The sequence below is a fragment of the Microbacterium sp. HJ5 genome (assembly GCF_054824025.1).
In genome coordinates this window covers 88,030-110,038 of the sequence record NZ_JSYE01000008.1, presented here as the reverse complement: position 1 = coordinate 110,038, position 22,009 = coordinate 88,030, and the positions used below count along the sequence as shown (strand labels likewise).

Annotated in this window: 13 protein-coding genes and 1 pseudogene; all 14 read right to left on the bottom strand. The window is 72.3% G+C overall.

Translation table 11 applies throughout. The features are described from left to right. Positions 1–485 (bottom strand): annotated as a pseudogene (locus tag OB08_RS03770) (FHA domain-containing protein); the annotation flags it as partial. Further along, complete coding sequence (locus OB08_RS03765) at positions 485–1,306, bottom strand: PP2C family protein-serine/threonine phosphatase (protein ID WP_461472259.1); 822 nt, start codon at positions 1,304–1,306, stop codon at positions 485–487. The pseudogene OB08_RS03770 and the gene OB08_RS03765, both read right to left, overlap by 1 nt. A gap of 11 nt (positions 1,307–1,317) precedes the next feature. After that, positions 1,318–2,550, bottom strand: a complete 1,233-nt coding sequence (locus tag OB08_RS03760) for an RDD family protein (RefSeq protein WP_461472257.1) — start codon at positions 2,548–2,550, stop codon at positions 1,318–1,320. After that, positions 2,547–4,973 (bottom strand): transglutaminase-like domain-containing protein, encoded by a 2,427-nt coding sequence (locus tag OB08_RS03755; RefSeq protein WP_461472255.1) that lies wholly within the window; start codon positions 4,971–4,973, stop codon positions 2,547–2,549. Before OB08_RS03755 ends, OB08_RS03760 begins: the two co-directional genes overlap by 4 nt. Beyond that, positions 4,970–6,217 carry a DUF58 domain-containing protein gene (locus tag OB08_RS03750; RefSeq protein ID WP_461472253.1) on the bottom strand — a complete coding sequence of 416 codons (1,248 nt, stop codon included), beginning with the start codon at positions 6,215–6,217 and terminating at the stop codon, positions 4,970–4,972. Before OB08_RS03750 ends, OB08_RS03755 begins: the two co-directional genes overlap by 4 nt. After that, positions 6,217–7,188 (bottom strand): AAA family ATPase, encoded by a 972-nt coding sequence (locus tag OB08_RS03745; protein WP_461472251.1) that lies wholly within the window; start codon positions 7,186–7,188, stop codon positions 6,217–6,219. The genes OB08_RS03750 and OB08_RS03745 overlap by 1 nt, the downstream gene beginning before the upstream one ends. A gap of 46 nt (positions 7,189–7,234) precedes the next feature. Beyond that, positions 7,235–13,240 (bottom strand): Ig-like domain-containing protein, encoded by a 6,006-nt coding sequence (locus OB08_RS03740; protein ID WP_461472249.1) that lies wholly within the window; start codon positions 13,238–13,240, stop codon positions 7,235–7,237. Between the two features lie 219 nt (positions 13,241–13,459). Beyond that, the gene (locus tag OB08_RS03735; protein ID WP_461472247.1) at positions 13,460–15,811 is read right to left on the bottom strand and encodes an ATP-binding cassette domain-containing protein; all 2,352 of its coding nucleotides are present in this window, start codon (positions 15,809–15,811) and stop codon (positions 13,460–13,462) included. A gap of 105 nt (positions 15,812–15,916) precedes the next feature. Beyond that, complete coding sequence (locus tag OB08_RS03730; RefSeq protein WP_461472245.1) at positions 15,917–18,160, bottom strand: LLM class flavin-dependent oxidoreductase; 2,244 nt, start codon at positions 18,158–18,160, stop codon at positions 15,917–15,919. 39 nt (positions 18,161–18,199) lie between these two features. Then, entirely contained in the window at positions 18,200–18,838 is a 639-nt protein-coding gene (locus tag OB08_RS03725; protein ID WP_461472243.1) for a hypothetical protein, read from the bottom strand. Further along, positions 18,835–19,284, bottom strand: coding sequence for a hypothetical protein (locus tag OB08_RS03720; RefSeq protein WP_461472241.1), 450 nt, complete (start codon positions 19,282–19,284; stop codon positions 18,835–18,837). Before OB08_RS03720 ends, OB08_RS03725 begins: the two co-directional genes overlap by 4 nt. 8 nt (positions 19,285–19,292) lie before the next feature. Beyond that, complete coding sequence (locus tag OB08_RS03715) at positions 19,293–20,912, bottom strand: hypothetical protein (protein WP_461472239.1); 1,620 nt, start codon at positions 20,910–20,912, stop codon at positions 19,293–19,295. Continuing rightward, entirely contained in the window at positions 20,909–21,205 is a 297-nt protein-coding gene (locus tag OB08_RS03710; protein ID WP_461472237.1) for a hypothetical protein, read from the bottom strand. The genes OB08_RS03715 and OB08_RS03710 overlap by 4 nt, the downstream gene beginning before the upstream one ends. A 102-nt stretch (positions 21,206–21,307) precedes the next feature. Beyond that, the gene (locus OB08_RS03705; protein WP_461472235.1) at positions 21,308–21,880 is read right to left on the bottom strand and encodes a DNA-3-methyladenine glycosylase I; all 573 of its coding nucleotides are present in this window, start codon (positions 21,878–21,880) and stop codon (positions 21,308–21,310) included. Positions 21,881–22,009 lie beyond the last annotated feature (129 nt).

The following is a 22,009-nucleotide window of genomic DNA, read 5'->3' as shown; positions in this document are numbered from 1 at the left end:
GGCTCGGCCGGCTCCTCGCTCGGGGCGACCGTGCGTGCGGCGCCGCCCCCGCCCGCGGGCACCCAGACGAGTCCGGCGGCGAGCACGACGCCATCGGTCACGGGGAACTCGGTGGGCGCGGCATCCGTCTCACTCACCAGCGCGACGCGCGAAGCCCCTGCGATCACCCGCTCGGTCCACGTCGTGACGCCCTCCCCCGACACCCGCTCCGCGGCGGCGGCCTCGACCTCGAGCGCGTACGCACCGCGCACGATCAGCCGCACGGCGCCGTTCTCGGCGAGGGCGACGGCGAACGGCGGCACAGCGGAGAGCGACGTGCCGTACGCCCCGGTCAGAGCCTCGAGCACGCCGCCGAGGCCGCGACCGTCCGCCAGAAGCCCGTGCACGCGCGCGAGGAGCGCCGGCGAGGTGTCGTCCGCCAGCACGGCGAACCCCTGCGGCGTCACCGCGACCGGGTGCGCGCCGGGCGAGTAGTGGACGGACATCAGAACCCCCCTGCGGCGACGACGCGGGGCAGCGTGTCGCCGTCGATCTCGTCCGCGACCTCCGCGGACGGCGCCGTGTGCTCGCCGGGCCGGTCAGTGCGAGATGTGACGGCCGTGGCATCCACCACCAGCGCCGTGATGTTATCGCGTCCGCCGCGGAGCATGGCCTCGTGCACGAGCCGCGTCGCGGCAGCCTGCGGATTCGTCTCGGCGAGCAGGATGCCGTGGATCGCCTCGCGATCGAGTTCGCTCGAGAGGCCGTCCGAGCACACCAGGATGCGGTCGCCGGTCTCGGCGGGGATGAGCCAGTAGTCGGCGTCGGCGTCGCTCCCCGCGCCGATCGCCCGCGTGATGACGTTGCGGCGGGTGTCGCGCGACGCCGCGTCCGCATCGAGCTGTCCGGCGTCGATGAGCTCCTGCACGACGGAGTGGTCGACGCTCACCTGTTCGAACACGCCCTCGCTCAGCCGGTAGGTGCGCGAGTCGCCCAGGTTGATCGCGAGCCAGTAGCCCTCGCCGTCGACGTCGGCGATCACGACGCCCGTGAGCGTGGTGCCGGCCCCGGCGCCGTTGCCCGGCGGCAGCGCCTCGACACGGCGGCGCGCGCGGGCGAGCGCCGCCCTCACGTCGTCGATGCCGAGACTCGGGCGGCCGGCGAAGGCTGCGAACTCCTCGATGACGGTCGCGCTCGCGACCTCGCCGGCGTGATGGCCGCCCATGCCGTCGGCGACGAGGAACAGCGGGGGCACGGCGAGGAGCGAGTCCTCGTTGATCCGACGCCGAAGACCCGGATCGCTCGCCGACCCGTAGACCAGGCTCATCGGCGCGCTCATCACGCGCCGCCCACCGACAGGGACCGGTCGCCGAGCTCGAGCGTGTCGCCGCGCCGCAGAGCGGTCGCGACGCCCGCGACGAGCGGATGCCTCACCCCGTCGCGCACGAGGACGGTGCCGTTCGTCGAGTGACGATCGACGACCCACGCGCCCTGCGCGCCGCCGCCGATCTCGAAGTGGGTCTTCGACAGCGACAGCGTCTCATCGCGCACCGGGACGCTGACGATGCCGGGCTCGACCGCGGGGTTGCGGCCGTAGCGCGTGCGACCGTACACGGCCATGCGGGTTCCGTCGTCCCACGTCAGCACGGCGAGGACCGGCGCGTCGTCGAAGAGCGCCGCGCGCTGGGCGGGCGGGGGCAGGGGCACGGTCGTGCGCGTGACGTCGAGGCCGGTGAGCGCGAAGGGGCGGGTCGCGGGCGCGTGCGGCAGGGCCTCGACGGGGGAAGCGGATGCCTCGGCCACGGCGACTGCGGCGGCGGGCGACGCGGCGACGGCGCCGGCGGCGGCGGGCGATACAGCGGCAGGGGCGGGGGTGACCGGCGCGGTGACCGGGACGATCGGCGCCCGTGCCGGCGCGGGGAGGGTCAGGGCCGGCGCCGGAGCCGGAGCCGGGGCCAGGGCCGGGGCCGGGCGGTCGAGGAACCACGGCTGCGGCTCGATCGCGGGCCGAGAGGGCGCGACCGGGGCGGGAGGAGCGGCGAACGTGCCCGGTGCGGGTGCGGGCACGCGGGCGGGCCGGGCCGCGCGGGACGCGGCATCCGTCACCCTCTGCTCGACGAGGACGAGCGCGCCCGCTGCCCGGTCGTGCCAGCCGCGGCGGCGCGGACTCGCATCGAAGAGGGGGGTGAACCAGCCGACCACGATGGCGCAGGACAGCGCCCACACGACGTTGCGCCACAGCGCCCGCCAGAAGCCGATCGACACGGGCGCGGTCGCGTCGAGCACGCGCAGGTCGAGCGCGCGCTGGCCGACCGAACCCCCGCCGCCCTGCATCGCCGTGTACACGAGCGTCCAGACGAGCAGGGTCGCCCAGCCGGCCGTGGCCGCGAGCACGAAGGCGAGCGTGAGCGTGCCGGGGGCGCCCGCGGCCCCGAGCCCGAAGGCGATGCCGAGCGTCACGCCGGCGGAGGTGAGACCGACTCCGGAGGCGACGGCGACGTCGATCGCGTAGGCGGCGGCGCGCCTGCCGAGTGACGCCGACGTCACGGCGAGAGGTGGACGGGGGGTCATTCGGTCTCCTGGGGGGCGAGGGGATCGGATGCCGTGCGGGACGGCTCGTCGCGGCGTCCGCGCGCGGGGCGCGGCTCGCGGGGCGGGCGCGGCTCCTTCGGAGCGCGCGGCGTACGCGGGGCGCGTGGTGCGCGAGCGGGCAGGGCGAAGCGCGTTCCGGCGAGGAGCGAGCGCACGTTCAGCCGCGCGCCCAGGCGGGACCAGAGCGACCGGCCGTCGCCCATGCCGCCGACGATCTCGTCGACCTGTCGCCAGAACTCGGCGACGTCGTCGGGCGTCGGGTCGGCAGGTCCGAAGACCTCCTGATCGGCGCGCGCGGCGAGCGTCGTCACCCGCGGCTCGGCGAACGCGGTGCCCACGACACCGGCGTCCTCGGCGCGCGTCCCCCCGGGACGCACCGGGGTGCCGAAGTCGGTCGCGCGGTCGACGAGCTCGTCCCAGCCGCCGCTGATGCGGTCGGCCGCGCGCTCCGCCTCGCGCCGCCGCCGACGGCGCGCGGCCTTGAGCGCGCCGATCACGACGAACGGGGTGGCGAGGAGGGCAAGCAAGCTCAGCAGGCACAGCACGATGACGACGATCAGCGCGAGGAGCGCGGCGTCGAACCCGCTCTCGTCCTCGGACTCGCGGTCGTCGGGAACCGTCGGCGGAAGGTCGACCGGCTCCTGCGGCGGGGGCGGCGGCTGCAGCACCTGCGGCTTGGGGTCGGCCCTCGGCTTGGTCGTCTGGTCGTTCGGAACCTGGTCCTCAGGCGGCGTGGGATCGAACGTCACCCAGCCGTGATCGGCGAACGCGACCTCGACCCACGCGTGGAGCGTGTCGCCCGTCGCGGTGAAGACCGGGTCGCCCGCGGCATCCTCTTCGGGGTAGAACCCCATCACGACGCGCGCCGGAATCCCGATCTCGCGCGCGAGCAGCGCCATCGCGGTCGCGTACTGCTCGTCGTCGCCGACCATCTGGTCCGAGCCGAGCAGGGTCGAAATGCGCTCCGAGCCGTGCCCTGCGCGCGAGAGCACCTCGCCCTCGAGACCGTGGCTGAAGTACCCGCCCTCGGCGAGCATCGTCTGCAGCGCCCGTACCTGCTCGACCGGGGTGGACGCCTCGGCGACGGCCTTCGAGGCGATCTCGGCGAACTCCTGCGGCACGCCCTCCTGGTCGGGCAGCGACACCGGCGCGAAGTCGTCGTCGGCGAGCGCGTCGTCGCTCGGCGTGGACGGCACGACGGTCTCGAGCGTGTACGCGTCGCCCTCGCCGAGCGTGCGGGTGACCACGGCAGTCGCGGTGCCCTCGTTGTAATACGCCGAGCGGCGCAGGTCGTCGGCGCGGTCGCCGTCGAACGTGACGGTCTGCACGGCGCCGACCTCGGGCATCCACACGCCGTCGAGCGCCGCGATCTCGACGCGGACGGTCGCCGGGGTGCCGTCCGCCTCGGCTGACATGTTCCCGCGCACGGGGCTGAAGGCGCTCGAGCTGCCGGCGCCGCCGTCCGACACGTTGTACACCGTGCCGTCGAACGCGTCCATGCTGGCCAGGCGCACCCGCGCCTCCTTCGGCATGCCCGAGACCGAGAAAAGCGGCTCGTCCGGGAAGTCGCGCACGTAGGCTCGGAAGGACTGCAGCGGGCTGGGGTACTCGCGCACGTCGAAGGGCGGGATGACGACGTCGCGCAGCACGTAGCGCGGGCTCTGCGGAGCGGCGAACGCGGTCGCGCCCACGCCGATCAGCGTGGCGACGACGACCACCGCGCCGCCGAGGACCAGGCGCCGCACGGCGACACCGCGCACCGGCGTCGCGTCGTCGCCGAGCGGCACAGCGCCGGTGCCGTGCTCCCAGCTCTGGCGCAGCGCGAGCCACACCGCCGCGACGAGGGCGAACACGATCCCCTGCGCGACGGGGACGGCCGGCTGCGACGTGCCCAGCGCGATCTGCACCGCGAGGAACGCCGCCGCCGGGAGGAGCGCCCAGCCGGGAGCGCTCAGGCGCAGCGCCAGCGAGGTGGTCAGGACGGCGGCGACGAGCGACAGCACGAAGGGCACGACGAGATGGCCATCGGATGCCGCCACCGGCGCCACCGTCGTCAGCAGCTGCTTCCACGACGTCACCACGCCGAGGGCCAGCCGGCCTAGCGTGTCGAAGGTCGGGATGACGCCGAGCACCGCCGTATGCGGCAGGGCGAGCGCGCCGCCGAAGAGGAAGTAGGCGAGCGTCGTGAGCCCGGCGAGGGGCAGGATGCCCCACCGCAGCCACGCGCACAGGGCGGCGAGCCCCATGCCGAGGAGCGCCCCGCCGACGGCGGCGGGCAGGTACGAGGCGTCGCCGAACGTAGGCCAGAAGCCCACGATCGGGACCGCCAGGAGCGCGGCGACCGCGCTGAGGTCGAGCACCCATCGCCGCCGCGACAGGGTGCGGGCCGGCGCCGCGCTCACGAGAGCACCTTCCGCAGGGCGGCGGGGAGCTGCTCGAGCGATCCGACGGAGACGACATCGGCATCGCCGATTCGGCGGAGCGCAGGGGCCGCGCCGGACTCGGCGACCACGGCAAGGGTGCGGGCGCCGAAGGGCAGGCGCGCGCAGGCGGCGCGCAGGCTGTTGGGGTCGACAGTGCTGCCGCACACCAGCACCACCACGCTCGCGAGCGGGAGAGTGGCCGCCACGACGCCCGCCAGGTCGACGATGCCACCCGCGCGGGGCCGCGAGTGCACGACGCCGGAGAGCGAGTCGAGGAACTGCTTGCCGGTCGCCGACGGCAGCGCGCGCTCCTGCACGCGCACCTCGACGCGCTGCGAGTCGCGCAGCGCCCGCAGGCCGAGAGAGCCCGCCGCCGACACTGCCAGCTCGAACTCGTCCTCGTCGCGATAGTCGCCGGGATGCGTCGACAGGCCGATGACGAAGTGGGAGCGCCGCGTCTCCTCGTACTGCCGGACCATGAGCGTGCCCGTGCGCGCGGTCGACTTCCAGTGCACGTGCCGCAGGTCGTCGCCCGGCTGATACTCGCGCAGGGCGTGGAACGAGACGTCGTCGCGAGAGAGGTCGGTGGCGGGAAGCCCCTCGAGGTCGCGGAGGAACCCGAGCGACTGGCCCTCGAACAGCACGGTGCGGGGGTGGACGAAGAGGTCCACCGGCTCGTCCTTGCGGTGCACGCGCTCGAAGAGACCGAGCGGGTCGCCGCGCACGACGCTGACGGGGCCGACCTCGACCACCGCGCGCTTGGTGGTAGGGATCGCGAAGAGCTCTTCGGCCGACGCGCCGGGGGCCAGGCGGTTCACCTCGAACTCGCCGCGACCGGCGCCGACCGGCAGCACGACGCGCGAAGGGAGGATCGCGCGGTTGCCCGAGTTCGACAGGGTCAGGGCGCCGACGGCCCGCTCGCCCACGATGACGCGGGTGCGGGTCAGGTCGAGCGTCACGTCGTACGCCGTGCGGCCGATGAGGAACAGGGCGCACAGCGCGAGCAGGGCGGTGAGCACCACGGCGGCGACCGTCAGCTCCCACCAGCCGAGCGTCGCGCCGGCGATCCACAGGACGACCGCTCCCGCGATGAGCACCCAGGCAGCGGGTCGCACGACGCCGAGCACGCCGCGCGCCGCACGGGCCGCACGTGCGGCGATCGCGCCCCACCGGTCCCAGCGGTCCGCCGTGGCGGGCGCCGGTGCGAGTGCCTCCGTTGTCATCAGGCGGCGGACCTCGCCTGCGGCGCCGCGATGTCTTCGAGCACGCGCGAGATCACCGTCTCGGCGGTCGTGCCGGCGAACTCCGCCTCGGGGTCGAGCACCAGACGGTGCGTCCACACGGGCGCGGCCAGCGCCTTGATGTCGTCGGGCGTCACGAAGTGACGGCCCTGCGCGGCGGCCCACACCTTGGCGATGCGGATCATGGCGAGCGAGCCTCGCACCGACACGCCCAGCCGGGTGGCGGCATCCGTCCTCGTCGCCTCGGAGAGCTGAGCGGTGTACCGCAGGACCGCGCCCTCGACGTGCACGGTCGACGCGAGGTCGGCCATGTCGGCGACCGCGCCGGTCGTGATGATGGCGGGCAGGTGGGCCGACGGGTTGCGGTCGGCCGCGCCGGCGAGGATGCGCTCGGCGACATCGAGGTCGGGGTACCCGATCGAGGTGCGGATGAGGAAGCGGTCGAGCTGCGCTTCGGGCAGCTTGTACGTGCCGGCCTGCTCGATGGGGTTCTGGGTCGCGATCACGAGGAACGGCCGGCCCGCCTCGTGCGTCACGCCGTCGACCGTGACGCGGGACTCCTCCATCACCTCGAGGAGCGCGGACTGGGTCTTCGGCGACGCACGGTTGATCTCGTCGGCGAGGACGATCGAGGCGAACACCGGCCCCTTGTGGAACTCGAAGCGGTGCGACGCCTGGTCGTAAATCGTGACGCCCGTGACGTCCGACGGCAGCAGGTCGGGCGTGAACTGGATGCGGCTGCTCGTGCCCTGGACCGTCGCGGCGAGCGCCTTCGCGAGACTCGTCTTCCCTGTTCCGGGAGCGTCCTCGAGCAGCACGTGGCCCTCGGCGAGCATCGACGACAGCACGAGGCCGACCACCTCGCGCTTGCCCAGCAGCGCGCGGTCGACATTGTCGACGAGGCGGGCGAAGGTCCCCTGGAACCAGGCGGCCTGTTCGGGGGTCATGGTCATGTCGGTCTCGTTCTCTCGTTGCGTGTCGCCGGTGGGGAGGCGACGGTCAGTACCAGCTCATCGGATCGGCGTTGCCCCAGCCCTCGATGGTCACCCACGCCCGGTTGCCGGGGAAGCCGTAGTAGCAGTTGGCCCGCGCCGTGCCGTTCTCGGGCACGTAGGTCAGGCTGCTGCCGCCCCACGAACCGGAGTTGTCGTTGCACCTCAGGTGGTAGTTGCCGGCGGGGAAGTTCTTCACCGACACCGCCATGTAGGCGCACGACGCCGAGCCGCAGTCGCCCCAGTTCCCGGACGCCCCCTTCACCGTCTGCGCGGACGGCTGCGGGGCGTCGACGGTGCGGGCCTGGGCCGAGACGACTCCCGACCACTGGCCCTCGGCGTCCTGCGCCCGCGCCTCGATCGTGTGCGTCGTGCTGTAGGCGTACGTGTTCGTGCGCGACCCGTTGTTGCTCACGTTCTGCCAGTTGCCGCCGTCGATGCGGATCTGCATCTGGGCGATGTTGCGGCCGTTGGGAGCGGGGGCGTTCCACGTGAAGGTGATGTCGCGGCCGTTGCGCTGCGCGTCGACGCTGGGGTTGCGCACCGGACCGTACGGCGTCACCTGGTTGGAGGGCGCGGACTCTGCCCCGTTGTAGCGCACGCCGTCGAGGGCGGTGTACGCCCGGACGCGGACCGTGTACTGCTGGCCGTTGTTGAGGTTCGGGATCGTGCGGCCGTCCCAGTTCGCCTGCCAGCCGCCGCCGCTCAGCGAGTACTCGTAGGCGAGCTCGCCGGCGTTCGCGCCGTTGCCCGGCGCCGGGTTGTACGTCACGACGATCGCCGAGTCGCCGCGCGGCGTCGACGCCTGCACGTTCGTCGGCGCGCCGGGCGCGGTGAACGCGCGGCGCGGGGCCGACGGCGGGCTGTCGGCGCCCCACCCGGCCTTGTTGCGGGCCGCGACGGTGAACGTGTAGTCGCTCGTAGAGGCGTCGATGGCAAGCGCCTGCGAGGTCTGGCCGCCGGGCACGCTCAGCGTGTTCACGACGGCGCCGCCACGGATGACGTTGAGGCGGTACTCCGCGATCGCGTCGCCGTTGTTCGGGGGCGCACCCCACGACACGCGCATCTGGGCCTGCGTGCCGACGGGGTCGAGCCGCTCGACGGACGGCGGACCGGCGGCATCCGGAACCCGTGCGGGGATCTCCGTCGCCGACCACGCGCTCCAGCTCGAGGGCTCAGGGGCGCGGTTGTGGGCCTGGACGCGCACCTGGTACGCCACGCCGTTCTCGAGGCCGTCCCACACGGTGGAGTTGCCGGTCAGGCCGGTCTTCTGCACGATGCCCGACGGCGGGGCCGGCGAGATCTCGAGCGAGAACGACTCGACCGGCGAGCCGGGCGTGGTCGGGGTGACCCACGAGACCTGCAGGCTGCGGTCGCCGAACACGAGGGTCGGCGGGTTGGGCGTGTCGGGGCGCGCGTCGGGACGGGCCGTCTCGGACGGGGCCGACGGGTCGGACGAGCCGACCCGGTTCACGGCCACCACCGTGAAGTTGTACTCGACGTTGTTCGTCAGGTTGTCGAGCGTGCAGGTGGTCGACGTGCAGGTCTTCTTGTAGCCCGGAGCTGTCGACGACACCTCGTAATGCGTGATGTCGGCGCCGTTGTTCGCGGGCGGCGTCCACGACAGCACCACCGTGCGGTCCTGCACGCTCGACACCGTGGGCGTGCCCGGCGCATCGGGCTTGCCCTGCACCGTGAGACGGATGCGTCCCTCGACCTCGCGCTCGGCGTCTCCGGTGGCGTCCTTGACGCGGTAGCGGACGACCATGGTCCCGAAGAAGCTCGCGTCGGGGGTCACCCGCACCTGGTCGCCGGCGATCTCGGGCACGCCGGACCCGGTCTCGGTCTGCACGTTGATGATCTCGAGCGGCGTCTCGGGGAACGGGTTCACGTCGTTGCGCAGCACGGGGATGGTGACGGTGTCGCCCTGGTGGGCCTCCTCGACGATGTCGTCGTTGGCGGTCGCGAGCTCCCGCGTCGAGGCGGTGACCCGGACGGTCACGGTGCCTTCGACGGGGTCGGTCTCGCCGTCCGACACGCGGATCGTGAGCCGCGCCACGGTGCCCTTGGCCGTGTCGGACGCCGCGCTCACGCGCAGCTCCTGGTCGTCGACCGAGGCGGACAGCCCGTCCGGCGCCCCGCCGACGAGTTCGTAGCGCATGCCGTCCAGATCCTCGACGTCGGGATCGGTCGTGAGCGCTCGCAGGTCGAGTGTCGTCGGGTCCTCGCCGGGCGCCACATCCATCGCGCCGTCGGTGAACTCGGGCTGCTGGTTGTCGGGCGGCAGCACCGTGATGGGAATCGTCAGCGTCGCCTTGCGGCCGTCCGGATCGTCGGGACCGCTGCCCGTGGTCACCTCGAACGTGAGGGCGTCCTGCCCGAAGTAGCCCTGCTTGGAGGTGTAGACGAGGGTCGACTGGTCCTTGACCAGGTTCGCGCCGTCGGAGTTCACCGCGCTCACCTTGGCCGCCTCGGTGATGACGACGCGGCCGCCGCCGGCGACGCCGACGTACTCGTCGAGCGGCAGCTCGATCGTCTCGCCGCTGTCGACCTCGACCGGATCGGTGGAGAGGAGGGTCGGCGGCAGCGACGACAGCGCGGGAACGTAGAGGAAGGCGGATGCCTCGAACCCGTCGCGGTCGGTGATCGTGTAGGTCAGCAGGCGGTCGGTGTCGTCGATCTCGACGCGCACCGTGCCGTCGGCGAGCACGCGGGCGCCGGCACCGGCGACCGAGACCTCGAGCTCCTCGACGGTGCCGTCGGGGTCCTCGTCGTTCGCGAGCACCTCGACGTCGACGCTCGTGCCGTCGACGTCGGCCGGCTGCACGTGGTCGTCGCGCGCGATCGGGCGCAGCAGCGGGACGTCCTCGTCGACGGTGATCTGCAGCACGGCCTTCGCGGTCGCGCCGCGCTCGTCGCGGATCGTGTACTGCAGCGAGGTCTCGAGCTCCTCGTCCGGCGCCGTCACGATGACGCGGTCGCCCGTCACCTTCGCCTCGAGCCCGTCGACGTCGGGCAGGATCAGACCGCCGCGCTGCAGCGAGAACCGGTCGCCGTCGGGGTCGGAGTCGTTGGCGGTCACCGGGACGGCCACCGTGCGGCCGGGCCGCATCACGACGGCGTCCTTGGCGGCGAACGGCGCCTGGTTCGCCGTCTCGGCGGGAGCGATGCCGATCCGGATGGACCCGGTGGCCTCGGCTCCGAGCCTGTCGCGCACGCGGTAGGTGAAGGCGTCCACGCCCGCAACCTCGTCGAACGCCTCGTACACGAGGTGATCGGGTCCGATCTCGACCACGCGGCCCTTCTCGGGCGGCGACGCGATGCCTTCGAGCCGCACGGAGTCGCCGTCGGCGTCGATCGCGTCGAGCGGGATCGCGATGCGCACCTGGCTGCCGGCGAGCGCCCGGGCGACGATGTCGCGCGGCCGCGGCGCGGCGTTGGTCTCCTCGTTGACGGGGAGCACCTGGATGGTGACGTAGCCCGCGTCCTTCTGCCCCGTGCTGTCGATGACCTCGTACGTCGCGTAGACGGTGCCCGGCTCGTCGGACGCGCGGAAGCGCAGGATGTCCTGCGAGACGAAGATCTCGCCGTCCTCAGGGTCGACGAGCGGCTCGACGAGGTCGGGTGCGACGTGGATCGCGTCGCCGTTCGGGTGGTAGTCGTTGTCGAGCACGGGGATGTTGACCACGTCGCCCGCCCGCACCACGATCTGGTCGTCGTTCGCGACGGGGGGCTGGAGCTTCGCCGGGGCGGGGATCGGGATCACCACCACCTCACCCTCGGACGCCTGCGCGCCGTTGGAGACGCGGTAGGAGATGCGCACCTGCGCGCCCAGCGCACCCTGGTCGGCGATGCGGAGAGTCTCGTGATTGAGCACCGCGACCGAGATGCCGGAGTTCGGCTCGACCGTCACGGACTGCACCACGAGGATGCCGCCGGCCGGGTCGGAGTCGTTCGTGAGCACGTTCGCCAGCACCTCGCCGCCGCTGGGCAGCAGGGCGACGTCGCGCACGGCGATCGGGGGCGAGGTCGTGTCGGCCTCGGCGAGCACCTGAACGCGGACGAGGCCCTCGGCGTTCTTCGGCCCCGCAGCGACGAGGTACTGCACGTAGTAGTCGCCGGGCACATCAGAGCGGAAGCTGAAGGTCTTGTTGGCGAAGTCGGGCACGATCGTCGCACCCGTGACCTCGTCGACGCGGACGAGGCGCAGCGGCTCCCGGCCGGAGCTCGTGTCGTTGGCGAGCGGGGCGATGGTGGCGACCTGGCCGGCTTGCACGACGACGCGGTCGGCGTTGGTCACCGGGTCGGTCGAGCCCACCGGTCGAACGTCGAAGCGCACCACGCCCGCGGCGGGCTCGTTCCCGTCGGAGACGCTGATCTGGACGTCCTTGCGCCCCTGGGTGCCGCCCACCGCACGGTAGGTGATGCGGCCGTCCGCGGTGAAGTCGGCCTCGTCGCCCGGCGCCGGGGTGACGCCGAGCAGGAACAGCTCGTCGCCGTCGGGGTCGATCCAGTCGGGGAGCACGTTGTACGACACGACGCCGCCCGCCTCGACCACGACGTTCGTGACGCGCTTCTGCACGGGCGGCGCGTTCACGCTCCAGTCGTGCACGCTCAGGGTCACCGTCGCGGTGTCGGTCCCTCCGCGGCCGTCGTCGATGCCGTACGTGAAGGACGTCGTCCCGCTCGCGTTCTCGGGCACGGCGATCTGCAGCGCGGCGCCGTCGCTGACGGCGGTCACCTCGCCGAAGGCGGGCCCCTCGTCGGCGACAGCGGCGATGAGCACGTCGCCGTCGGGGTCGCTGTCGTTGTCGAGCACGGGCAGGAGCGTCGTGCGGCCCGGGCGCACGCCGAAATCGTCGTCGGTGGCGACCGGAGGCGTGTTCACCTCGGAGCGCTCCGGGAGCGTCGTCTCGACGGTCTCCTCCGTGGTCTGCTCGTCCTCTTCCGCCTCGCCCTCGGGCGGGGTGATCTCGTTCCAGTTGTCGACGCGCTGCATGCTGTCGCTCGCCATCCAGGCGGCGCCGCCGATGACGTCGTTGAGCACGACAACGTCGCGGTTGACCCGGAAGCGGAGGACGGATGCCGCATCTACGCCTTCGACATCGGTGGACAAATCGTCGGCGTCCCCGACGCAGTCCCGCACGAACTTGGCCGACCCGGTCCACGCCGAGTAAGAGCAGCCTTCGAGGTAGACGGGCGCCGCGGGCTCGCCGTCTCCGCCCGCAGGAAGGACGACGGGCTCGGAACCGTCGAGCGGCACACGCACGAGTGCCGACGAGGTGGCGACGGCCACGGCGTCGCTCTCGGCGGAGGGCTGCTGAAGCGCCGCCGTCTTGCCGCCGTCGACCACCGTGCGACGCCCGTCGACGAACAGCGTGCCGCTGTCGGCGTCGAGGATCGCCGGTCGCTCGCCGACCGCCGACACGGTGACGGCCGCCTTCGGCTCGAGGCCGTCGACGCGCGAGCGCGACGGCTCCTCGGGCGCGCCCTCCGGGTCGGTGCGCACGGTCAGCAGCTCGGCGTCCTCGGACGACACCGCGTAGACCGTGCCGTCGACGCCGGCCGCGACATCCGCTCCCTCGCCGACGTTCGCGAGCGGCTCCGTCGCCTCGACCTCGAACGACCCCACACCCGCCGACGGGACGACCCACAGGTCACCGGACGACGGGTCGAGGATGGCGACCGTCGATCCGCCGAGGACGACCTTCGCACCGCCGGGCACGTCGGCCGACTCGCTGAGCGCGACCATCGCGGGATCGACCGCCGTCACCGTCGAGTCGGTCCCGTCGACGACGAGCACGTTCTGGCCGGACTGGAGGATGTCGTAGTCGCCGCTCGTCGTGCGCAGGCCGCCGTCCAGCACCTTCGACTCGTGGTTGAAATGGCCGACCAGGAGCGCGGACTGCTTGGTCACCCAGACCCCGCCGTCGTGCAGATCGACCTCGGTCGTCGGGTTGCCCTCGTACACGAACGCGAGGGTCGTGATGGCGACGGCGGCGGCGGTCAGCATGCCTGCCGATGCGACGGCGCGCGGGCGCGAGCGTAGCCACGCGAACGACTTCATCGGACCCTCGGCCTCCTCCGGGTGGTCGGTGCATGCGTGGCGAGCGCAGTGGCAGGACGTCTCAGCCTAACCCCGGCATCCGGACACCCCGGTGGTCGACTCCGCCTCGGAGATCGTATTCCGATGCAGAGCCGGTCGGCCATGGGGACAAAGACCCATGCCGCCTCAGCCGGCGACGTAATCCCGCAGGTGCTGCGCGGTGAGCCCCGCGCCCGAGGCGACGAGGTCGGCGGGAGTCCCCTCGAAGACGATCCGCCCGCCGTCGTGCCCGGCGCCGGGGCCGAGGTCGATGATCCAGTCGGCGTGCGCCATCACGGCCTGGTGGTGCTCGATGACGATGACGCTGTTGCCCGCGTCGACGAGGCGATCGAGCATCCCGAGCATGTTGTCGACGTCGGCGAGGTGCAGTCCCGTGGTCGGCTCGTCGAGCACGTACACGGCGCCCTTCTTCGCCATCGAGATGGCGAGCTTCAGCCGCTGACGCTCACCGCCGGAGAGGGTGTTGAGAGCCTGCCCGAGGGTGATGTACCCCAGCCCGACGTCGATCATGCGCATGAGCGTCGTGTGGGCGGGACCCTTCGTGAAGAACTCGGCCGCCTCGCCCGCCGACATCGCAAGGACCTCGGCGATGTTCTTGCCGTCGAGCGTGTACTCGAGCACCGCGTCGCTGAACCCCGACCCCTCGCACAGCTCGCACAGCGTCTCGACCGTCTGCGTGAACCCGAGATTCGTGATGATCACGCCGAGGCCGCGGCACGCCGGGCACGCACCCTCGGAGTTCGCGCTGAAAAGCGCGGGCTTGACCCCGTTGGCCTTCGCGAACGCCGCCCGCACCGTGTCGAGGATGCCCGTGTACGTCGCCGGGCTCGAGCGGCGGTTGCCCTTGATCGGGGACTGGTCGACGACCACGACGTCGTCGCGGCCGGGCACGTTGCCGTGGATGAGCGAGGACTTGCCGGATCCGGCGACGCCCGTTACGACCGTCAGGATGCCGAGCGGCACGTCGACGTCGACATCCTTGAGGTTGTGCTGCGTCGCGCCGCGGATCTCGATCGCGCCCTTCGGGGTGCGGGTCGACTCCTTCAGCCGCGCCCGGTCGTCGAGGTGACGGCCGGTGATCGTGCCCGAGGTGCGCAGACCCGCGACATCGCCCTCGTACTGGATCTCGCCGCCGTTGCGGCCCGCTCCCGGCCCGAGATCGACGACGTGGTCGGCGATCTCGATCACCTCCGGCTTGTGCTCGACGACCAGCACGGTGTTGCCCTTGTCCCGCAGAAGGCGCAGCAGCGCGTTCATGCGCTGGATGTCGTGCGGGTGCAGCCCCGCGGTGGGCTCGTCGAACACGTACGTGATGTCGGTGAGCGCCGAGCCGAGGTGTCGGATCATCTTGGTGCGCTGCGCCTCGCCGCCCGAGAGGGTGCCCGAGGCGCGGTCGAGCGACAGGTAGCCCAGCCCGATGTCGACGAACGAGGCGATGAGGTGGCGCAGGCTCACCATGAGCGGTGCGACCTCCGGTGCGTCGACCGTGTCGAGCCAGGTCGCGAGATCGGTGATCTGCATCGCCGCGGCATCCGCGATGCTGATGCCGTTGATCTTGGACGAGCGGGCGCCGTCGTTGAGGCGCGTGCCGCCGCACTCGGGGCACGCCATGAACTTCACGGCACGGTCGACGAACGCGCGCACGTGGGGCTGCAGCGAGTCGCGGTCCTTCTGCAGGAACGACTTCGTGATCTTCGGCACGAGACCCTCATAGGTCATGTTGATGCCGTTGATCTTGACCTTCGTCGGCTCCTTGTAGAGGAAGTCGGCGCGCTCCTGCTCGGTGTAGTCCTGGATCGGCTTGTCCGCGTCGATGAAGCCGGACTCGGTGAACCCCTTCACCATCCACCCGTCGACGTTGTAGCCCGGCACCGTCATCGCGCCCTCGGCGAGCGACTTCGTCTTGTCGAACAGCTCGTCGAGGTCGACGTCGCTCACCTCGCCGAGGCCTTCGCACCGCGGGCACATGCCGCCGGTGATCTCGAACGACCGGCGCTCCTTCTTGCCCTTGTCCTTGCCGACCGCGATCGTCACGGCCCCCGCACCGGACACGGACGGCACGTTGAACGAGAAGGCCTGCGGCGAGCCGACGTGCGGCTGGCCGAGCCGGCTGAACAGCAGGCGCAGCATCGCGTGGGCGTCGGTGGCGGTGCCCACGGTCGACCGCGAGTTCGCGCCCATGCGCTCCTGGTCGACGATGATCGCCGGGCTGACGTTCTCGAGCGCATCGACCTCGGGGCGGCTCAGCTGACCCATGAACTGCTGGACGAACGTCGGGTACGTCTCGTTGATGAGCCGCTGCGACTCGTTGGCGATGGTGCCGAAGACCAGCGAGGACTTGCCCGACCCGCTGACGCCGGTGAACACGCTCAGACGCCGCTTGGGGATGTCGACGTCGACGTTCTTGAGGTTGTTCTCTCGGGCCCCGACGACGCGGATCTTCTCGTGCGAGTCGGCGATATGGGTCTCGGATGCCACGGCAGGGGTCCTCTCGATGGAAGGCGACGCTACATTGTGCCCACCATCGAGGACATCCCGCTTCCTCGATCCTGCTCGATCGCCTTCGGGTCGCGTCGGGCCCGGTCAGGCCGCGTCGGACTCGGCGGGCTCCACCGCGAAGTTGTCGCGGAAGACGCACGTCGGGTCGTACGCGGCCTTGACCGTGCGCAGCCGCGCGAGGGTCGCCGGGGGGAAGGCCTCGGCGATGCGCTCGGGGCGCTGGGACGAGTCGAAGCTCAGGTACATGCCCGCCGTGTGCGCGGCGAGCGTGCGCCAGTGCGCGTCGAGGCGGTCCGGGCGCGACCCGAGGGCCACGACGGAGAAGTTCGCCGAGCGGTGCGTGTAGGCCGTGGCCTCCTCGGCCACGTCGGCCACCGCGCCGCCGACCGCGCGCAGCTGGAAGAACGGGATCTCACCGGAGGCCAGCATCCGCTCGACCGCGCCGGCGAAGGCGGGCGTGACGTGCTCGACCAGACCGGACCGCGAGTGCGGCTCGCCGGCGCCGTGCTGCGGACCGAGGTCAGCATTCGCCATGATCTGCGGGTACGACGCCAGCTGCACCGACTGCTGCACGAGCGGCGCGAGCTCGGCGAAGGGCTGCAGCCGCTCGATGATCGTGTCGGGGTCGTCCGAGTCGACCACGCCGTAGAGCTGGACCACCTGCGACTGGCCCGGCCGCGGCCCGCCCGCGAGCAGGAACATCGTCAGGTCGCGCGGGGCCTCCTCGACGATGCGCCCGTACCCCTCGAGGAACGCGGCGAGGTCGTCGACCTGGAACGCCAGCTGGGCCCAGCCCACCTCGCCGACCTCGTCGACCTCGAACTCGAACGCCGTCGCGATGCCGACGTTGCCCCCGGCGCCGCGCAGCGCCCAGAAGAGCTCGGCGTTCTCGTCGGCGGAAGCCCGCACGATCCTCCCGTCGGCCAGCACCACCTCGGCAGCCCGCAGGTGGTCGATCGTCAGCCCGTGCTCACGGGCGAGGAAGCCGATGCCGCCCGCCGTCGCGAGACCGCCCACGCCCACGCCGCCGTAGTCGCCGGAGGTGAGGGCCCAGCCGCGGCCGCCGAGCGCCTCCGCCACCTGCGTCCAGCGTGCGCCGGGACCGATCCGCACGAGACGCCGCTCCTCGTCGAGCACCTCGATGCCGTTGAGGCGCCGCAGATCGATCACGATCCCGCCGTCGTTCGTGCTCCGACCGCTGATGCCGTGGCCGCCGCTGCGCACCGCGAGCGGGAGTTCGGGATGCCTGCGGGCGAACCCCACCGCCTCGGCGACCTGCGCGGGCGACGACGGCTCCAGCACGATGCCGGGCGAGCCTCCGCGCATGTACGTCGAGCGCACATCGCCGTAGCCGAAGTCGCCCGGCTCGATCGCGTGCAGCCCCGCCGGCACGTCGTCGTACGCGATGCCGTCGCGTCGCGCAGCGAGCGAGGCCGACGAGCGCACCGGGGCGGCGGCTGTGCCGCGCGCCCCACGCTCGCGCGCCACGAGCTCGCGCACGGCAGGGGCGACCTCGCCGCCGAACTCCTGCAGCAGGCGCGGGTCGTCTCCGGCGAGGACGAATGTGCCGATGCCGTCCTCGAGCGCGAGCCGTGCCAGGCGCTCGGCGAACTCGGCGGGGTCGGCGGCGAGCTGTCCGACGTTGAGAAGGCGCCGGATCTCGCGCGGGTCACGGCCCACAGAGGCGGCAGCGTCGTCGATCGCCGCATTGCCGCGTGCGAGGTCGCCGGGCTTCATGTACCCGAGCGACGGCAGCCAGCCGTCGCCCTTGCGGCCGGTGAGGGCGAGCATGCGCGGCTTGTAGGCGCCGATCCAGATCGGGATGTCGTGCGCCGGGCGGGGACCGCGCTTCGCGCCGTGCACGCGGTGGAAGCGGCCGTCGGTGAACGCGCCGCGCCGCTCGCTCGTGTCCCACAGCTCGCGGATGACGTCGATCGCCTCCTCGAGCGCGGTCACGGCCTGGCCGGGCGTGAGCCGGCCGCCGCCCATCGCCTCGATCGCGTCCCAGAAGCCGCCGGCGCCGAGCGCGAGGTCGAACCGGCCGTCCGACAGCAGGTCGAGGCTCGCCGCCGCGCGGGCGACGACGGCGGGCGGGCGCAGCGGAACGTTGAGCACGTTTGGGGCGATCCGGATGCTGCGGGTCCGCGCCGCGACGAACGACATGAGCGTCCACGTGTCGAGGAACGCCGGCTGGTACGGGTGGTCCTGGAACGTGACGAGATCGAGGCCCGACGCCTCGGCGGCCTGCGACAGCAGGACGGGGGCGTCGGGGGTGGTGGCGGTGGGGGTGATGAACGCGCCGAACTCGAGCGCGTGGCCGTAATCCATGGAGGTCCTCCGCTTCCTCGAACGCGCGCCGCCGCGGGATCATTCCGCGGGCGGCTCCGGACCGAACGACGCGGCGAGCGCGATCGAGTCGAAGAGGCTGAGCATCGCGTGGCGCAGCTCGCCCAGGGGGGTCGCGAAGCTCGCGAGCACGACCTGCTTCGACCCCGGAACCGCGAACCAGTACTCGGCCTCGAGGCGCGTTGCCACGGCCGTGGCGCCGTCCTCCTCGACGGTGTCCTCGTGCAGCCGGTCGATGCGCAGCATGCTCGCGCGCGGGCCGTCGAGGCGCTGCGCAGTGGCAGCGCCGTCCGCGCCGATAGCACTGAGGCTCTCCTGCAGCACACCGAGCACGGCGTCGGGCGAGGTGCCGATCGCGGGACTCATGCGCATGCCGGCGGGCGCGTGGACCGTCAGCGACGCGGGCGTCGAGAGGCCGGGAACGACCTCGATGCACAGGAAGAGCGCGTGGGCCGAGGCATCCCGCGCCGCGTCGACCGCCCGCTGGAATCCCGCCCGGAGGCGACGCCGCGCGATCGCGGCGTCGTCGGCCGGACCGGCGAGCTCGCGCACCACCTGATCGATGCGAGCGGATGCCTCGTCCTCGGCTCGCGGGTCGAGCGCGAGCCATCGCCCGGGCAGCTGGAAGGTCAGCCGGGGCGCGGTGACCGACGCCGTCATCCGGCGTCGGCGATCGGGCCGAGCCCTCCCGCGCGGATGAGGATCATGTGCGCACCGGTGTCCTGGAGCCCTAGCTCCTCGTACACCTCGGGCATCACGGTGACCGAGGGGGCCGACGAGATGCTGTCGCGCGTGTAATCGGCACGCTGGGCGTCGGCGAACGCGATCGTCACGTCATGCCGCGAGGCGGACGGGTCGGCGGCGAGCACCGGGCCGGCGGCGCGCGCAGCATCGATCACCGCGTCGGAGGACGCCTCGTCGAGGAACAGCGTCACGTTGACCTGCGTGTTCCAGGGGGCGCCGGGATGCGTCGTCCACACGATCGCGCCGTTGACGCCGTCGACCTGCCCGAGGTCGTCTTCGAGGCCGGAGAGGTCGGGGCGGGCCGCGCAGCCCGCCATCGCCAGCAGGCCGACGACCACGCCGCCCGCCACCAGTGCCCGCATCCGTCGCATCATGAACCTCGCGTGTACTCGGCGATATACGTCTCTTCATAGGAGCCCGAGCCTTCTTCGGCGAAGAAGATGCCGTCTCCTGGCCGGGGCTCGGGCAGGTAGCGCTCCGCCTCCGCACCATACATGCCGGCGTCGTGCATCGGCCACGTCAGCGGACGGTAGGTCTGCCAGTCGCCGTCGAACCGCACGTAGTCGATCGGGTCGAGGCCGAGGAACTCGAGGGTGTGCACGGGATCGATGCCGTTGTTGATCTGCGTCACCCGCACATCGGGCGGCATGTCGCTGTAGTGCTTGTCGATCGCCGAGCCTGCGGTGAAGACGGACTCGACGCGGTCGGCGACGCGAGGGTTCGTGGCGAGCTCGCCGGCCATCATCCCTCCGAGCGACCAGCCGGTGAACATGATGGGGGCGTCGCTCTCGAAGACGCCGGCCTGGGTCATGGCGTCCCACACGGCCTGCTCGTACTGGGTGGGCACACCGGGGAACAGCGACAGCATCGCATCGGTGCGCGCGTCGTTGAGCGCCCCGTCGGTGTTCAGCGGATTCCAGTTCTGCGTGCTGGGCAGCTGCACGCGCCACGAGACGATCTCGCCGTCCGCGTTGCGGATCGCCACGACCCGGATCTGCGTCGCAGCCTCGTTGGCCTGGCTGTCCTGCAGCGCGAGCTGGTCCATGAGGTCCTGGTAGTCGCGAGCCTCCGCACCGTCGGCGAGCGCGTCGGCCTCGTCGTCGCCCGTCGGGGCCGTGCTCGTCGTGTCGCCGCGACGCTGCTGCGGCCGGCCGAGCGCCTCGCCGATCGCGAGGGCGAGCAGCGCGATGGCGAGCACGGCGCCGAGCACGAGAAGCCCGATGACACCGAGCGCGACGAAGACGAGACCCACCAGCAGCAGGCCGACGACGAGCAGCAGCGCGACGACCAGCGCTGAGACCAGTGCGCTCAGCAGCTCCTGCAGGGCGTCGACCACGACCGACAGCACCTGCGACGCCCACTCCCCGACCATCGACAAGAAGTCGCCGACCCCGTCCCAGAACTGGTCCCAGTCGTCGCCGAACGAATCTGCGCCGTTCTCGATGGCGGTCTCGATCGCGTCGATCGCGCGGTCCGCGGCATCCCAGATGTCCTGCCGCGCCTGGTTGAGGGTGCGGCGCGCCTCCTCGACCCGACCCGCGGAGTACGCGGCGCCCTCGCTCGCCGACCACAGTTCGTCGTACAGCGCGTCGGGCGACGAGCCCTCCGCCTCGGCGCGCGTGATGTCATTGCGCAGGTCGTCGAGGTCGCCCTGCAGCCGGTGCGACCGGGCCTGGTGGAAGTCGGCATCGTCGACGGCTGCCCGTGCGGTGGCCTGGATCGGGCCGAGCTCGACCGCGTAGGCGGTCAGCGCGGTGGCGGTGCCCCCGTACCGCCTGCGGGCGCGGCGCAGACCGGCGGATGCCTCGACCGCCGACTCGTCGAGCGCATCGGTCGCCCGGCTGCGCTGGTCGTCGACGAGATCGCGCAGCGCGTCGGCGGCGCGCGAGATGGCATCGGCCGTCGTCTGGAGCCGGCGGGCGCGTGACTCCAGGTCGGCAGGGCGCCCCTCGAAGAGGTCCTCGAACTCGATCGCCAGCCCGGAGGTCATGGCGCCGACCCGCCGATCGTCACGCCGTCGCCCATCGACCGGTCGAGGTCGGTCATCGTCTCGGCGATCGCATCGAGCCGGTCGCGCACGGCGACGAGCTGCTCCTCGAGCTGGGCGCGATTGCGATCCCAGTTGCCGGCGAAGTCGCGCACCCTCCGTGCGAGGCGATGCTCGCCCGTCAGGTCGGCGAGATCGTCGCCCACCCGGTCGGCGCTGCGGAACGTGTCGAGCGCGGATGCGACGCGACTGCGAGCGAGCCGCAGCGAGGTCAGATCAAGGTCGACATCGGTCATCGGCTCCCCCGTCTCATCGCGTCGCCGCCGAGCCTAGGGGCGTGCCGACGGCGCGGCGATGGGGAGAATCCCCCACCTCGGGCCCAGGTCGGCCGACGCCGCTCAGATCGCGCGCCAGCACCCGTGGACGTGGTCGTCGACCATGCCGGACGACTGCATCAGCGCGTACATCGTCGTCGAGCCGACGAACCGGAATCCGCGCTTGCGGAGAGCCTTGCTCATCGCGTCGGACTCGGCGGTCGTCGCGGCGACCTCGGCGAACGACGTCGGCCGCGGCCACGTCGCGGGCGCGAACGACCACATGAACGCATCGAGCGCGCCCTCCGCCATCCCGGTCACGAGCTGCGCGTTGGAGATCGTCGCGAGGATCTTCGCGCGGTTGCGGATGATCCCCGCATCGAGCATGAGCCGCTCGACGTCGGTCTCGCCGAACGCCGCGACGACCTCGGGCTCGAACCCGGCGAACACCTCTCGGAACCGCGGACGCTTGCGCAGGATCGTGATCCACGACAGCCCCGCCTGGAAGCCCTCGAGGCTCATCTTCTCGAAGAGCGCGCGGTCGCCGTGCAGCGGGCGGCCCCATTCCTCGTCGTGGTAGCGGCGGTACTCCGCGTCGTCGCCCACCCACGCGCACCGCGCGATGCCGTCGGGGCCGATGCGAACGTCGGTGGTCATCGCGCCAGCCTACGAGCCCGCCCCGACAGCGCGGCATCCGCCCGCCCCTCCGGCCCCCGATGACGAGCGTCTGACGGCTCGGTGAACATCGGCCGATCCGGTCCGGGAGCCGTCATGGCCCGATCTAGC

Bases quoted from the DNA above. Each gene is read 5' to 3' on its own strand.
- OB08_RS03725 (WP_461472243.1), bottom strand. From the start codon at position 18,838: ATGACGGCGTCGGTCACCGCGCCCCGGCTGACCTTCCAGCTGCCCGGG.
- OB08_RS03715 (WP_461472239.1), bottom strand. From the start codon at position 20,912: ATGACCTCCGGGCTGGCGATCGAGTTCGAGGACCTCTTCGAGGGGCGC.
- OB08_RS03720 (WP_461472241.1), bottom strand. From the start codon at position 19,284: ATGCGGGCACTGGTGGCGGGCGGCGTGGTCGTCGGCCTGCTGGCGATG.
- OB08_RS03705 (WP_461472235.1), bottom strand. From the start codon at position 21,880: ATGACCACCGACGTTCGCATCGGCCCCGACGGCATCGCGCGGTGCGCG.
- OB08_RS03730 (WP_461472245.1), bottom strand. From the start codon at position 18,160: ATGGATTACGGCCACGCGCTCGAGTTCGGCGCGTTCATCACCCCCACC.
- OB08_RS03765 (WP_461472259.1), bottom strand. From the start codon at position 1,306: ATGAGCCTGGTCTACGGGTCGGCGAGCGATCCGGGTCTTCGGCGTCGG.
- OB08_RS03750 (WP_461472253.1), bottom strand. From the start codon at position 6,217: ATGACAACGGAGGCACTCGCACCGGCGCCCGCCACGGCGGACCGCTGG.
- OB08_RS03745 (WP_461472251.1), bottom strand. From the start codon at position 7,188: ATGACCATGACCCCCGAACAGGCCGCCTGGTTCCAGGGGACCTTCGCC.
- OB08_RS03710 (WP_461472237.1), bottom strand. From the start codon at position 21,205: ATGACCGATGTCGACCTTGATCTGACCTCGCTGCGGCTCGCTCGCAGT.
- OB08_RS03740 (WP_461472249.1), bottom strand. From the start codon at position 13,240: ATGCTGACCGCCGCCGCCGTCGCCATCACGACCCTCGCGTTCGTGTAC.
- OB08_RS03760 (WP_461472257.1), bottom strand. From the start codon at position 2,550: ATGACCCCCCGTCCACCTCTCGCCGTGACGTCGGCGTCACTCGGCAGG.